Source organism: Kaistia terrae (genome assembly GCF_026344005.1).
Classification (GTDB): Bacteria; Pseudomonadota; Alphaproteobacteria; order Rhizobiales; family Kaistiaceae; genus Kaistia; species Kaistia terrae.
This window is the reverse complement of sequence record NZ_JAPKNH010000001.1, coordinates 1036513-1051142: the sequence shown is the minus strand read 5'-3', so window position 1 is coordinate 1051142 and position 14630 is coordinate 1036513. Positions and strand designations below refer to the sequence as shown.

The window sequence follows — 14630 nt, the reverse complement described above, 5'->3', positions numbered from 1 at the left end:
TCCTTCTTGGCGTTCAGGCGAGAAGCGCTCGCATCGTCTCGCGGTTGGTCTGGACGGCCTTGGCCGGATCAGCGGCGGCAATGTCCGATTCTTCTTCGAGCACGAGCCAACCGTTGAAGTTCGGGCTCGTGGCGACGATGTCGACCACCGCGCGCGTGTCACAGATGCCACTGCCCAGCATCTGCCAGTCGCCGCTCGCATCGACGTCTTTCAGATGGAGATACCGGATGCGGTCGCGGTAGGTCGTCAGCGTGTCGAGAATGTCCTGGCCGCCGCGCAAAATATGGCCGGTGTCAGGTACCCAGCCAATTCGCGCCGGATCCAGCAGAGCAAACAGCCGATCATAATCAGCGCGGGTGAAAAGCAGCGTGTTGTGGTGCGAACTCGGATGCACAGCGACCGGGACGCCGGTCCGTTGGCCCAGTTCGCCGGCTGCGTTGTAAAAGGCTGCTGCTGCAGCGAATTTCCCGTCGAGACTGCCGGGAGACATGATGGTGGCGCTTCCGAGCGAAAGCACGGCGCCCGGAAAGGCGGCCACGAAATCGAGGGTTCGATCGACCATGGCGAGATCACTCTCCAACTGGTCCTGCTCGGTGTAGCCGCTGTCGCTGGCGCAAGCGAACGCGGCCAGTTCCAGCCCCCTCGCCGCGAGAGCGCGCCCAAAGGCCTCCGGCTTGCCGGCATAATGGCCGATCATGGTGTCGGTGATCTCGATGCCGGAGTAGCCGGCGGCCGATATGGCATCGAGCAGATCGTCCGGGCCACCGGTCCAGCGGTCGCCGAGCATTTCCCACGTATAGGTCTGGCAACCGATCTGCATCATGGTGAGCATGTTCCGGGTTTCGGACCGTCCGCGAGGCGGCTTCGGCGTGATTTCGTTGAAATCATGCTTGCTGTTTTGTGCGCGGCGGTCAAGCATGATGATGCACGAATGCGCATCGACGCGCGTGCGGGTGTTTCGGGGAACTGGCGCGGCGCCTGTGGGGGGGAGATCGATATGAAGCGATTGGGTATCGGCGTTGTCGGTTGCGGCAACATCGCCAGCACTTATCTGCGCAACGCGGCCCTGTTTCCGGGCGTAGAATTACGAGCCTGTGCCGACATGCAGCCGGAGGCGGCGCAGAGACGAGCGAACGAATATGGGCTGCGGGTACTGACCGTCGACGCGTTGCTGGCTGCCGAGGATGTCGATCTGGTCCTGAACCTGACGGTGCCGAATGCTCACTTCGACATCTCGATGGCGGCGCTTTCGGCCGGCAAGCACGTCTTCACCGAAAAGCCCCTCGCCGCCACTGCCGCCGAAGGTCGGCGGCTGGTGGCAGAAGCAAGGGAGCGCAAACTCGCCATCGGCTCGGCGCCGGACACGTTCCTCGGAGCAGCGGGCAGACTTGCGCGGCGGCTGATGGATGAGGGCGCAATCGGCCGGGTTGTGGCGGGAACCGCCTTCATGATGGGCCGCGGCATGGAGCACTGGCATCCAAACCCGCAGTTCTATTACCAACCCGGTGGCGGTCCCATACTCGACATGGGCCCCTATTACGTCACCATGTTGGTCAACCTACTGGGGCCGGCGAAGCGCGTGATGGCGCTTAGCACGATCGGACAGGCGCAGCGCGTGATCACAGCGCCCGGCCCCAACAACGGCACATCCTTCGCGGTCGGCACGCCGACGACGATCATGGCGCTGATCGAGTTCGTCTCCGGCGCCAGCGTCACGCTCGGCATGAGCTGGGACGTGTTCCGGCATGGCAACCATCCGATCGAACTGCACGGCACCGAAGGGTCGCTGCGGCTGCCGGACCCTGACACGTTCGGGGGCACGCTCGCGCTGAGCACGCGGGGCGAGCCATGGCAGGAGCTTTCGACGGCTGACACCCTGCACGGCCGTATCAACTGGCCTTATGACGTGCCGGATCGCGCCAACTACCGAATGCTGGGCGTCGCCGATCTGGCCCGCTCTCTTGGCGACAGCACGCCGCCGCGTGCTTCCGGCGAATTGGCGCTGCATGTGCTGGAAGTGCTGGAAGGCATTCTCGAGGCTGGAGCCTCGGGTTCGGCAGTCGTGCTTCCCGAAAGAGCCGTACGATCCGCTAGCCTGTCCGAAGCCGATGCGGCAGCATTGCAGAAGCCCTGACTCTCCACCCACCCGTGCATGAGCGCCTTCGTTTCCATCAAAGCGCGATGCAAACCACCGCAGGCCGTTCTATATTCGACCGAACCGTATTTGTTCGGCTTCGGCGACAGGAGAATTTGATGAGACGCTTTTCGTTGATCGCACTGGCAGGCTTCAGCCTGATTGCCGCCGCGACGTCCGCCCACGCTCAGTCCGAAGAAATCGAAAAGGTCGATTCGAGCCAGTTCAGCAAGCTCTCCTGCGACGAGATCGCGACTCGTATCCAGGCGCTCAACGTCCCGATCTCCAGCAATAACAACAGCTGGTCCGAGCTTCGCCGCAACCCGACGCTGCAGTTTATCCTGTTGGGCATCCGTACGCCGAATCCGACGTATGAAGAGTTCATGGCCCGCGCGCGCGGCGAGCGGATCGCCCTGATCGAAGTCGCCGTCGCCAAGAATTGCGCCGCCCAGCGCGGTGTGCAGTAGCGCGCTTTCCGCTAAGGACTATTCTGAATTGCACAAGGCGGCGGGTTCTCTCGCCGCCTTGTGCGCTAACAGGATCGTCGTCTTCAGCGGATAGTCTCGCTCGCGATCAAAACGGGGTTGGGGATCGATGCCGGAACGCACACGCATTGATTGGGTCGACTACGCCAAGGGGTTCTGCATCATCATGGTCGTGATGATGCACTCGACGCTGGGCGTCGAAAAGGCAGCCGGGGCGGAAAGCTGGCTCGGTCATGTGGTCGCCTTTGCCCGCCCCTTCCGGATGCCGGATTTCTTCCTGATCTCGGGGCTGTTTCTCTCCCGCGTCATTGATCGCGACTGGCGGAGCTATGCTGACCGCAAGATCGTCCATTTTGCCTATTTCTACGTCCTGTGGCTGATGATCCAGTTCGCCTTCAAGGCGCCGGGCATGATGGCGGAGGACGGTGTCGGGGGTGCGCTCGGAGCATTCCTGCTTGCCTTTATCGAGCCTTTCGGCACGCTTTGGTTCATCTACCTCCTGCCGATCTTCTTCACCGTGACGAAGCTTCTGCGCGGCGTGCCGTCCTGGATTGTCCTCATCGTGGCGGCAGCACTCGAAATCGCGCCGATCCATACAGGATGGACGCTCCCGGACGAATTCGCCTCACGCTTCGTCTATTTCTATGCCGGATATGTATTCGCGCCGCAGGTGTTCCGGCTGGCGGCCGCCGTCATTGACCGGCCAGCCTTGGCTGTAGTCGGCTTGTTGGCCTGGGCCGTCGTGAACGGCTTCGCGGTGTTCGGCGGCTTCTCCGAGTTGCCCTTCGTCGGGCTCGGGCTCGGCGTTCTTGGCGCCTGCGCCGTGATTGCCTTCTCGGCGCTGCTTTCCAAAGCAGACCTCATGGCGCCGCTGCGCTATTGCGGCCAGCAGTCTATCGTCATCTACCTCGCCTTCTTCCTGCCCATGGCGGCGACACGCGTTTTGCTGCTCAAGACCGGCATCATTCCCGATCTCGGCACCGTGTCGCTGATCGTGACGGCGGCCGGCGTGGTCGTGCCGATACTGCTCTATTGGGCGGTGCGGGACACGCGCCTGAGCTTCCTGTTCAAGCGGCCTGGCTGGGCCCATATTGACCGTGTGAAAGCAGGCGCGCTCGCGCCAGCGCAATAGGATGACCGATATCGAAAAGCCCACGCTGGTCTGGCTGCGCGACGATCTCCGTCTCGCCGACAATCCCGCACTGGCTGCCGGAGCACAGCTCGGCGCGCCGCTGGTCATTGTCTACATTCTGGACGAGATGAGCGAGGGCATCCGTCCGCTTGGCGGGGCGGCGAAATGGTGGCTGCACGGCTCGCTTGAGGCATTGAGCAAGGATCTGGCATCGCGCGGGCAACGACTTGTGCTGCGCCATGGTCCGGCAGTGGACGTCCTGCTGGAACTTTCTGGCGAAATCGGTGCCGGCCACGTCTTCTGGAATCGCCGCTATGGCGGCGGCGAGCGCGCCGTCGACGCGGCAATCAAGACATCACTCAAGGCAACGGGCGTTGTGGTGGAGAGCTTTCAGGCCAATCTGCTCCACGAACCCTGGACGGTACGCACGCAGGCAGGCCAGCCATTTCGGGTCTATACGCCGTTCAGGAAGGCGTGCCGGGCTCAACTGCCGCCGCGCACGCCTTTGCCCGCGCCGGACGCCCTGCCCTTGCCGCTCCCAGACGTTCGTACCGACAGCCTTTCCGATTGGAGGCTAATGCCGACTAAGCCGGATTGGGCCGCTGGCCTGCGGGCTACCTGGACGCCCGGCGAGGCCGGTGCGCGGACACAATTCCAAACCTTCCGGACGGAGCGCCTGAAGGACTATGCCGCTCGCCGCGATGAACCGGCCGCCGACGTTTCGTCGCGTTTGTCGCCGCATCTGCGCTTCGGCGAGATCAGCCCGTTCCAGCTCTGGCATGGCGTTTCCCCGGAGGCCCTGGCCGAAACACCGAAGATCGAACTGGCCAATGTCGACAAGTTCCTGTCGGAGATCGGTTGGCGCGAATTCTCGTGGCACCTGCTGTTCCATCAGCCAGATCTAGCAACACGGAATTTCCAGTCGCGGTTCGACGCGTTTCCGTGGCCCGCTGTGAACGAGGCGTCGCTCGTTGCGTGGCAACAGGGCCGCACTGGCATCCCGATCGTCGATGCCGGAATGCGGGAGCTTTGGCAGACCGGCTTCATGCATAACCGGGTGCGGATGATCGTCGCCTCGTTCCTGATCAAGAACCTGATGGTTGACTGGCGGATTGGCGAGGCCTGGTTCTGGGACACGCTGGTCGATGCCGATGCCGCGAACAATCCGGCGAGCTGGCAATGGGTAGCCGGCTCAGGAGCCGACGCCGCGCCTTATTTTCGCGTCTTCAATCCCGTCCTGCAGGGCGAGAAATTCGACGCTCGGGGGGACTATGTGCGGACCTATGTTCCCGAATTGGCCAACGTCCCGGCGAAGCAGATCCATGCCCCCTGGAAGTCGGGCGGAGTCGCCGGATATCCGGAGCCGATTGTAGATCTCGGTGCTACACGCGAAAGGGCTTTGCGCGCCTTTGCGCAAATGCGCGAGGAGGAAGTGGATTCGTCTTCCGGATTTACAGATGATTGAAGCATGATATTTCGTCCGGGCATAAGCTGCCGGGGAATGGTGCTTTGCCCCGCAGGCCCGCTTGAAGCCAGTCTGTGGGCCCCGTTAGCCTCTTTGCATCCCGCATAAGAAAGTCATCATGTCCGTCTTTCCTTCCGTCATCGAAGCCATCGGCAACACGCCCCTGATCCGCATGCGCCGGGCGTCCGAAGCGACGGGCTGCGAGATCCTCGGCAAGGCCGAATTCCTGAATCCCGGCCAGTCGGTCAAGGACCGCGCTGCGCTCTTCATCATTCGGGATGCGATCGCCAAGGGACAGTTGCGGCCGGGCGGGACGATCGTCGAGGGAACGGCCGGCAATACCGGCATCGGCCTCGCGCTGGTTGCCAGCGCGCTCGGCTTCAAGACGGTCATCGTCATCCCCGATACCCAATCGCAGGAGAAGAAGGACGCGCTTCGGCTCGCGGGCGCCCAACTGATCGAAGTGCCGGCTGTCCCCTACAAGGATCCGAACAACTACGTGAAGCTGTCCGGCCGCCTTGCCGAGCAACTGGCGCGGACCGAGCCGAACGGCGCGATCTGGGCCAACCAGTTCGACAATGTTGCCAATCGCCAGGCGCATATCGAGACAACCGGCCCGGAAATCTGGGTACAGACGAACGGCAAGGTGGATGGTTTCGTCTCGGCCGTCGGCTCGGGCGGTACGCTGGCCGGCATCGGCATCGCCTTGAAGGAACGCAATCCCGACATCCGGATCGCCTTGGCCGACCCGCTGGGCGCGGCGCTGTTCAGCTACTACACAACCGGCGTTTTGAAGTCGGAAGGCTCTTCGATCACAGAGGGCATTGGCCAGGGCCGCATCACCGCCAATCTCGAAGGTGCGCCCATCGACGCCGCCTACCAGATCACCGACGCGGAAGCGCTGGAGGTCGTCTTCGATCTCGCCGAGAATGAAGGCCTCGTCCTCGGCGGCTCCTCGGGCATCAACATCGCCGGCGCAATCCACCTCGCCAAGGCGCTGGGTCCCGGCCACACCATCGTGACCATCCTCTGCGATTACGGCACGCGCTATCAATCGAAGCTGTTCAATCCGGCCTTCCTGCGCGAAAAGGGATTGCCGGTCCCCGGCTGGCTCGAACGCCAAACCGACATCATCGTCCCATACGAAAAGGCGCAGTAATGGCCGAGACGACCCTGCTCTTCCGAGATGACGCCTATCTTTCGACCGCTGAGGCGAAAGTCGTCGGTATCAACGAGCGGGGCGGCATCATCCTCGACCGGACGATCTTCTACGCGACCGGCGGTGGCCAGCCCGGCGACACCGGCACGCTGGAGCGCGAGGACGGGTCGATGATCAAGATTGCCACTACCGTATATGGCGACAGCAAGAGCGAGATCGTGCATGTGCCGGCGGAGGGTTCTACCTTGCCATCGTCCGGCGAAACACTGGTCCAGCACATAGACTGGGCGACACGCCACCGCCACATGCGCATCCACACCGGCCTGCATCTCCTGACCGTCGCGCTGCCGTTCCCGGTATCGGGCGGTCGCATCGGCGCCGATGAGGGCCATCTCGATTTTGACATCGACGGCGCCGTGCCGGCCAAGGAATCGATCGAAGAATTGCTCAACGCGCTCGCCGTCGCTGATCACTCCGTCTCGACGGAATGGATTACCGACGCGGAACTGCTCGCCAATCCGGGCCTGGTCAAGACGATGAGCGTCATGCCGCCGATGGGCAGCGGTCGTGTCCGGCTCGTCCGCATCGGCGACATCGATCTGCAGCCCTGCGGCGGTACGCATGTGCAGACGACGGCCGAGATCGGCGCCCTTGTGGTCGCCAAAATCGAGAACAAGGGCAAGCAGAACCGGCGCGTCCGCATCCGCTTCGCCTGAGGGAGTCGGTCGGACTCTCAAGTCTGACAATCCCACTGAATTTCTTGCCTACCGGAGACGGACATGATCGACCGCGCAACCACCTTCGTTTCGACCGATTGGCTCGCAGACCACCTCGGCGACCCGTCGATCGCCATCGTCGACGCCTCCTGGTACCTGCCGAACGCCAACCGGGACGCAGCCGGCGAATTTCTGAATTCGCACATTCCAGGCGCGGTCTATTTCGATCTCGACAAGGTCGCTGACACCAGCTCCGGCTTGCCGCACATGCTGCCCTCGGCCGAACAGTTCGCGGAGACGGTCGGCAAGCTCGGCATATCCGAGACGCAAACCATAGTCGTCTATGATGGCGCGGGCCTGTTCTCAGCCCCCCGCGTCTGGTGGACGTTCCGCATCATGGGCGCGAAGGATGTCTGGATCCTCGAAGGCGGTTTCCCGAAGTGGATCGCCGAAGCGCGGCCGGTCGAGGCTGGCGACTCTAGGCCGACGCCAAAGACTTTCAATGCCAAGCTCGATGCAGCGGGTGTTCGTTCTATCGCCGATATGCGCGGGCTGGTCGCGGATCACAGCGTGACGATTGTCGATGCGCGTCCGGGCGAACGCTTTCGTGGTGAACAGCCCGAGCCGCGTGCGGGTCTTCGCACCGGCCACATGCCCGGCAGCCGCAATGTTCCGGCCGGCTCCCTCGTGGTGGATGGCAAGCTGACGAGCGCGGCCGAGATCGAAGCGGCATTTGCCGCAGCGGGCGTCGATCCGTCCAAGCCGATCGTCACCAGTTGCGGATCTGGCGTGACCGCCGCCATTCTGGCGCTCGCTCTTGGCACGATCGGTGCGAAAGATGTTGCGCTCTATGATGGCTCCTGGGCCGAATGGGGCGGCGCGGCTGATGCCCCGGTCGTGACAGGGCCCGCCGACCCGGCCTGACGCGGCCCTGGAGCGAGATCCATCTGCTCTGAAGCATCCTTCTTGACCTCTCCCTAAGGGAGAGGTCAGCTCGAAGAGCCGGGAGAGGGTTTAGGGAACCATACGGTGAGGCCGTAAACCCTCACCCGCCGGCCTGCGGCCGTCGACCTCTCCCTCAGGGAGAGGTGAAAAGTCGGAATCGACCCAGATGGATCTTGTTCTATCGGGTGCATCCATTTCTCTGAGCGGCCCGCATGTCGCGTCGGCACAGCCATTACCGCCTCGGGTGTACCTCGCCGAGGCGGCACGGCATTCCTGCGTGCTGGCTGAACCATGCATTCAGGCACCGTTCAGGGGCCCTCAGCGCATACTTCCCTCATGGTCGCCGCATTTTCGCGGCAAGCAGAACGGTATCGGCGCCGGAGTGATGCTCGGGTGTTCGACAAAACCGTCGGCTGAAGCCAAGCTGTAGGAAGCCTATGAAACCCTCCCAGTTCATTCTGTTTTCATCGGTGGCGATCCCGGTCCTTCTGGGTGGCTCGTCGCTGGCCTTTGGTCAGGAAGCGCGTCTCGACAACCGCCCGATGGTGGTTGCGCAGGCTGAGGACCGCGTCGCCCGGGCTCGGCAATTGCTGGAGCAGGCACAGGAATCGCTCAAGCAGGCAGAAGATACGGGTGGTGACGTTCGTGCTGCTCGTCGCGGCGTTGCCGATGCCATGAAGGATCTCCGCGCGGCCGAGTCGGCCGGTGGCGGCGGCGCTTCCGCGCCCGCGCCACGGGCTCCGGCTGAGACGGAGCCGACGCGCCCTGCCCCCCGGCAGGCAGAACCGAACCCGCGTCCTGACAATGGCGGCCAGCCCAAGGCGTACCAGCCGCCGGCAGGTGCGAAGAAGCCGGATGCTCCCGCTGCCAAGCCAGCACCCGACGCGACACCTACGCCGGATCGCAAGCCCGCTCCGCCCGCCCAGAGTGAACAGCGGCCGAAGCCGCAGCAGCCGCCAAAGGGCCAGCCGGATGCGCGTCCTGCGCCGGACCGCCGTCCCGACGCGACGAGCAACCGTCCGCCGCGCGGCGAACAAGGCCGGCCGAATTCGGCTCGCCCCGGCGATGACCGCCCCCGTCCTGACGCTCGACCGCCGCGCCCCGGCGACAACGATAGCTCGTATCGCGATGACTATCGCGAACCACCTCGGCAGCGCGACATCTTCATTGACGGCCCCGGCCTCGGCGACCGCGAGGTGCCCCCGCCTCCGGGTTATGGCGGTCGTCCCTATCGCTCCAACAATCGCTTCATCGATGGCGGCCGCGCCACCGAGCGGCAGATCGAGGACACGTTCCGCGCTGCGCCGGTCCAGCGGCTCGACCGCGGTTACTCGATGAATGAGATCCGTCGCGATCCGCGAGTACGCGACATGGTGCGCCGCGTGGATCTCGACGCGATCACCTTCGAGTTCGGTTCGGCTCGCGTCCCGGACGACCAGGTGCGCAAGCTGAAGTCGATTGGCCGCGCCATCAGTCGTGTCGTGGATCGCAATCCCGGTGCCGTGTTCCTGATCGAAGGCCATACGGACGCCGTCGGCACCGATTTTGCCAATCTGGAGCTATCGGATCGCCGCGCCGCCTCGGTCGCCGGGATCTTGTCGGACTACTTCGACATTCCGCGCGATGCCCTCGTCAGCCAGGGCTATGGCGAGCGCTATCTGAAGATCCCGACGGACGGACCGGAGCGGCAGAACCGTCGCGTCACCATTCGCAACATCACGCCCCTGCTGCAGGGTCGCTAGAAGCCCTCAAACACAAAAGAGCCCGGCAGTCACCTGCCGGGCTCTTTTTCAATCTGGAACCCGTCGCAAGATGTTCAGTGCAGGATCTGGCTCAGGAACAGCTTCGTCCGCTCGTGCTGCGGGTTGGTGAAGAAGCTGACCGGATCGTTCTGCTCGATGATCTGGCCGCCATCCATGAAGATCACCCGGTTCGCGACCTGGCGGGCGAAGCCCATCTCGTGCGTGACGCAGATCATGGTCATGCCTTCGAGCGCCAGCCCGACCATGACATCGAGCACTTCCTTGATCATCTCGGGATCGAGCGCCGAGGTCGGCTCGTCGAACAGCATGACGCGCGGGTTCATGCAGAGCGAGCGGGCAATGGCCACGCGCTGCTGCTGTCCGCCGGAGAGTTGGCCTGGATATTTGTTCGCCTGCTCGGGAATCTTGACCCGGTTCAGGTAGTGCATCGCGATGTCCTCGGCCTCGCGCTTCGGCATCTTGCGGACGTTGATCGGTGCAAGCGTGCAGTTCTCGAGGATCGTCAGATGCGGGAACAGGTTGAAGTGCTGAAACACCATGCCGACCTCGCGGCGCACCTCGTCGATCTTGCGCAGATCGTTGGTGAGCTCCTTGCCGTCGACGACGATCTGGCCCTTCTGGTGCTCTTCCAGCCGATTGACGCAACGGATCAACGTCGACTTGCCGGAGCCGGATGGTCCGCAGATGACGATGCGCTCGCCGCGCATGACCTTCAGGTTGATGTCGCGCAGCACATGGAACTCGCCATACCACTTGTTGACGTCGACCATTTCGACGGCGACGTCGGTCGATGAGACGGTCAGGGCGGGCGCTACCGGCGGTAATTCTTCGGCGGCGACGGAAAGATCCGACATCTTCAGTTCCCCTTCGATTTCATCTGCGGCCCCTGTCGAGCCGTCTTTCTGTATAGGCAGCATAGCGCGACATCGAGAAACAGAATGCCCAAAACACCATGGCCGCGAAAATATAACCCGTCAGTCCGGTGACCGGAGACGCCCATTTGGCATCGTTTGCCGAAGCCTGAATCTGGCCCAGGAAGTCATAGAGGCCGATGATGATGACCAGCGTCGTATCCTTGAACAGGGATATGAACGAGCCGACGATGCCAGGAACGGAGATGCGGAGCGATTGCGGCAGGACGATCATCCGCATCATCTGCCAATAGCCGAGGCCAAGCGCCTGCGCCCCCTCATACTGGCCGCGCGGAATGGCCTGCAGGCCGCCACGGATGGTTTCGGCCATATAGGCGGCGTTAAAGAGCGCCACACCGATCAGCGCGCGCAGCAGCTTGTCGAAGGTCACGCCGTCTGGAAGGAACAGTGGCAGCATCACCGACGCCATGAACAGCACGGTGATCAGTGGCACGCCGCGCCAGACCTCAATGAAAATGGTCGAGGCCAACTTTACGACAGGCATGTTCGATCGCCGGCCCAACGCCAGCAGGATGCCGAGCGGTAACGAGGCCACCATACCGGTAATGGCGACCACGAGCGTGACGAGCAGCCCTCCCCAATTCGCGGTCTCCACAGGCACGAGACCGAAATCGAGGCTGACGAGCGCCAGCACGATCGCGAACGCGCCAAGGATGAAGCCAAGCGTGCGCCAGGATCCCGTTATCGGCCTGCCCGACATCCAGGAAAACAGCGTCGAGACGCCAAACACCGCGGCCGAGACCAGCGCATATTCGACGGCAAAGCGGAGCGGCGACGGCGACATCCAGCTGTTCGGGATCCACCGGCCGGAGAACTGGTGGTGGCCGCCGGTCAGCAGGATATAGGCGATGACCGGAAAGACCGTGAGCAGGAACAGGGCGTTGAGACGCTTGTATGGCGCGCGCGGGATCAGCATCGGGATGAGCCCGACAACCAATGTCCAGAAGACGACGTCCACGCGCCACCGCTCGCCGATCGGGTACCGACCATAGATGAACTGCGGCAGATAGGCCTTCACATAGGCCCAGCAGGCGCCCGTCGCCGTAGCGCAGGCCTGCCGGTCCTCGCCGGTCCACACGGCGTTGACCAGCGTGAAGCGGAAGAACGGGGTCACCGCCCATACGATGAACACCAGGATGACGACGGTCATGACGCTGTTCAGCGGCGTGGAGAAAAGGTTCTGGCGCATCCAGCCGACGATGCCGACCGAGTTTGGTGGTGGCGCCCTGGCGGGAAGGAGCGAGTCGCGAACGAAGGCGGAGCCGGGTTTGTTCATGATGCGCCCCTCACCGTTCGACCAGCGCGACGCGCTTGTTGAAATAGCCCATCACAGCGGATGTCAGGAAACTGAGGCCCAGATAGAAAATCATCCAGATGCTCACCACTTCCACGGCCTGCCCCGTCTGATTCAGGACCGTGCCGCCGACCGCGACGAGGTCCGGATAGGCGATGGCGACAGCCAGCGACGAGTTCTTGGTCAGGTTCAAATACTGATTGGTCAGTGGCGGGATGATGATCCGCATCGCTTGCGGCAAGACGACGAGCCGCAGTGTCTGGCGCGGACGGAGCCCCAGGGAAGCGGCTGCTTCCGTTTGGCCCCGGGTAACGGCCTGGATGCCAGACCGGACGACTTCCGCGATATAGGCAGCCGTATAAAGCGACAATGCCAGCAGCAGCCCGAGAAATTCCGGGATGATGGTCATGCCGGAATCGGTCTGGAACCCGCGCCGAAGGAGCGGTCCCGTTTCGGTGAAAACCGGCATACTGATATGCAGCGGCCGACCCGCGATGAAGAAAGCGATGACCGGCAAGCCGATCAGCACGGCAGTATTGATCAGCCCGATCGGGGGACGGATGCCGGTGCGGCTTTGCCGTTCATGGCCCCACTTCGCGACGAAGATCATGACGGCGATGGCAACCGGGATGGCCGCGAAGATCATCCATGCGCTTTCCCCGAGGATCAGCTTGGGGACGTGTAGTCCGCCGATGTTCAGGTGGAAAATGCCAAGGAACGACCACTTCTCGCGCATTCCGGGCACGGAGCGCAGAACGGCGAAATACCAGAAGAACAACTGCAGCAGCAGCGGGACATTGCGGAGAACCTCGACATAGGTGGCCGCGACCCGCGACACCAGCCAGTTCGACGAGAGCCGCGCCACACCGACGATAAAGCCGAGGAGCGTCGCCAGCACGATGCCGATTCCCGCGACCAACAGCGTGTTCAGCAGGCCGACAAACAGCGCCCGTCCATAGGACGAAGCCTCGGTGTATGGCACGAGCTTCTGAACGATGCCGAAACCGGCCGTCCGCTCGAGAAAGCCGTAACCGGCAGCTATGTTGGCCTTTTGAAGGTTGCGGGAGGTGTTGTCGATGATGTCCCAGACGAACCAGCCGAGCACGAGGACGAAGAGGATCTGGAAGACCCAACCCCGGATCGTCGGATTGTTCAGGAAAGTAGCCATGCGTCCCCCTGCGGACGCCGCGCCTCGTACAGCCAAACGTGTATCCCCTCGACGACAGGCCTATGGCGGTCACTGTCGGTTCATCGGCACGGCCTGGGTCTTGGCGCCCATCAGCCGCGGCAGGACCACGGGCGGAAAACCGCCCGTGGTTTACGCGATGAAACTAGCGGATCGGCGGAGCGTACTGGATGCCGCCCTTCGACCAGAGATTGTTCAGGCCGCGAGCGATACCCAACTTGGTCGAGGGACCAATATTGGCATCGAAGATCTCGCCGTAATTGCCGACGTTCTTGATGATGTTGTAGGCCCAGTCGCCCGACAGGCCGACCGGCGTGCCGAAATCGCCCTCGATGCCGAGGAAGCGCTTGATCTCCGGATTATCGGAGGTCTTCTTCTCGTCGATATTCGCCTTGGTCAGGCCGAGTTCCTCGGCGTTGAGCAGCGCGAACAGCGTCCACTTCGCCAGCGTGAACCACTTGTCGTCGCCCTGGCGAACGGCCGGTCCGAGCGGCTCCTTGGAAATGATCTCCGGCAGGATCATGTGATCGTCGGGAGCGACCAGCTTCAGGCGCTCGGCATAGAGACCCGAGGCGTCGGTCGTGTAGGCGTCGCAACGGCCCGCTTCATAGGCCTGGAGGACTTCCTCGTTCTTCTCGAACGCAACCACCTCGTAGGGCATGTTGTTCGAGCGGAAATAGTCGGCGAGGTTCAGCTCGGTCGTCGTGCCGGTCTGTGTGCAGACCTTGGCGCCCGAAAGCTCAAGCGCCGACGAAACGCCGAGCGACTTGCGGACCATGAAGCCCTGGCCGTCATAATAGGTGACGCCGACGAACTGCAGGCCCAGCGAACTGTCGCGCGACATCGTCCAGGTGGTGTTGCGGGAAAGCACGTCGACTTCGCCCGACTGCAGCGCCGTGAAGCGCTCCTTGGCGTTGAGCGGTGTGAACTTGACCTTGGTCGGATCGTTGAAGATCGCTGACGCCATGGCGCGGCAGAAATCGACGTCGATACCGCTCCATTCGCCTTTTTCATCCGTAGCGCCGAAGCCGATCAAATTACCGCCATTGGCGCCGCATTGAAGAAAACCTTTGGCTTTCACGTCTTCCAACGTGCCGGCCCCTGCTGCTGTAACGCTCGCCAGTGCCAGCGCGGCTCCGACCAGAATAGATGCAAAATTCCTGTTCATTTCACAGCCTTCTCTTCCCCTGGAATATCAGTCTTTCGATTTGAAGCAGTATCGTCTCGTTACCGAGATCTTCGACGAATTCAATCAACGTCCCAGGATTGCGTTCATTGTCGCATTCCATCTTGCCCGGACGCGTCGCTGCCTAACCTTAATCGATAGACCGCCTGATAGAACTTGAATTGACCCCTGCATCACATGGCATTATGCCAAGCGGGTCAAGGGGGCGTGGTTCCGACTGCAGACCATTGTTT

At 62.7% G+C, this 14630-nt stretch carries 13 protein-coding genes; 8 read left to right on the top strand and 5 right to left on the bottom strand.

Annotated elements, in window-relative coordinates; genetic code table 11:
• Window positions 1–13: 13 nt before the first annotated feature.
• Entirely contained in the window at window positions 14–832 is an 819-nt protein-coding gene (locus tag OSH12_RS04850; protein ID WP_266342344.1) for a sugar phosphate isomerase/epimerase family protein, read from the bottom strand.
• Window positions 833–997: 165 nt separating this feature from the next.
• On the opposite strand from OSH12_RS04850, the gene OSH12_RS04845 reads away from it, so the two are divergent.
• From OSH12_RS04845 to OSH12_RS04810, 8 genes are all read left to right on the top strand, one after another.
• The gene (locus tag OSH12_RS04845; RefSeq protein WP_266342343.1) at window positions 998–2134 is read left to right on the top strand and encodes a Gfo/Idh/MocA family protein; all 1137 of its coding nucleotides are present in this window, start codon (window positions 998–1000) and stop codon (window positions 2132–2134) included.
• Window positions 2135–2253: 119 nt separating this feature from the next.
• Window positions 2254–2601: a hypothetical protein gene (locus OSH12_RS04840; RefSeq protein WP_266342342.1), complete on the top strand. Its 348-nt coding sequence runs from the start codon at window positions 2254–2256 to the stop codon at window positions 2599–2601.
• 127 nt (window positions 2602–2728) lie between these two features.
• Window positions 2729–3751 carry an acyltransferase family protein gene (locus OSH12_RS04835; protein WP_266342341.1) on the top strand — a complete coding sequence of 341 codons (1023 nt, stop codon included), beginning with the start codon at window positions 2729–2731 and terminating at the stop codon, window positions 3749–3751.
• Window position 3752: 1 nt separating this feature from the next.
• Window positions 3753–5216 carry a cryptochrome/photolyase family protein gene (locus OSH12_RS04830; RefSeq protein ID WP_266342340.1) on the top strand — a complete coding sequence of 488 codons (1464 nt, stop codon included), beginning with the start codon at window positions 3753–3755 and terminating at the stop codon, window positions 5214–5216.
• Window positions 5217–5334: 118 nt separating this feature from the next.
• Entirely contained in the window at window positions 5335–6375 is a 1041-nt protein-coding gene (locus tag OSH12_RS04825; RefSeq protein ID WP_266342339.1) for a cysteine synthase A, read from the top strand.
• Window positions 6375–7091, top strand: a complete 717-nt coding sequence (locus tag OSH12_RS04820) for an alanyl-tRNA editing protein (protein ID WP_266342338.1) — start codon at window positions 6375–6377, stop codon at window positions 7089–7091. The genes OSH12_RS04825 and OSH12_RS04820 overlap by 1 nt, the downstream gene beginning before the upstream one ends.
• 63 nt (window positions 7092–7154) lie before the next feature.
• Complete coding sequence (sseA, locus tag OSH12_RS04815; RefSeq protein WP_266342337.1) at window positions 7155–8015, top strand: 3-mercaptopyruvate sulfurtransferase; 861 nt, start codon at window positions 7155–7157, stop codon at window positions 8013–8015.
• Window positions 8016–8473: 458 nt separating this feature from the next.
• Window positions 8474–9778 carry an OmpA family protein gene (locus OSH12_RS04810; protein WP_266342336.1) on the top strand — a complete coding sequence of 435 codons (1305 nt, stop codon included), beginning with the start codon at window positions 8474–8476 and terminating at the stop codon, window positions 9776–9778.
• Window positions 9779–9852: 74 nt separating this feature from the next.
• On the opposite strand, the gene OSH12_RS04805 is transcribed toward OSH12_RS04810, so the two are convergent.
• The 4 genes from OSH12_RS04805 to OSH12_RS04790 all read right to left on the bottom strand — a co-directional run bounded on the left by OSH12_RS04805 (window position 9853) and on the right by OSH12_RS04790 (window position 14379).
• Window positions 9853–10653, bottom strand: a complete 801-nt coding sequence (locus OSH12_RS04805) for an amino acid ABC transporter ATP-binding protein (RefSeq protein WP_266342335.1) — start codon at window positions 10651–10653, stop codon at window positions 9853–9855.
• A gap of 19 nt (window positions 10654–10672) precedes the next feature.
• Window positions 10673–12007 carry an amino acid ABC transporter permease gene (locus tag OSH12_RS04800; protein WP_266342334.1) on the bottom strand — a complete coding sequence of 445 codons (1335 nt, stop codon included), beginning with the start codon at window positions 12005–12007 and terminating at the stop codon, window positions 10673–10675.
• A gap of 10 nt (window positions 12008–12017) precedes the next feature.
• Complete coding sequence (locus tag OSH12_RS04795; RefSeq protein ID WP_266342333.1) at window positions 12018–13193, bottom strand: amino acid ABC transporter permease; 1176 nt, start codon at window positions 13191–13193, stop codon at window positions 12018–12020.
• A 163-nt stretch (window positions 13194–13356) separates the two neighbouring features.
• Window positions 13357–14379 (bottom strand): amino acid ABC transporter substrate-binding protein, encoded by a 1023-nt coding sequence (locus tag OSH12_RS04790; protein ID WP_266342332.1) that lies wholly within the window; start codon window positions 14377–14379, stop codon window positions 13357–13359.
• Window positions 14380–14630: the final 251 nt, after the last annotated feature.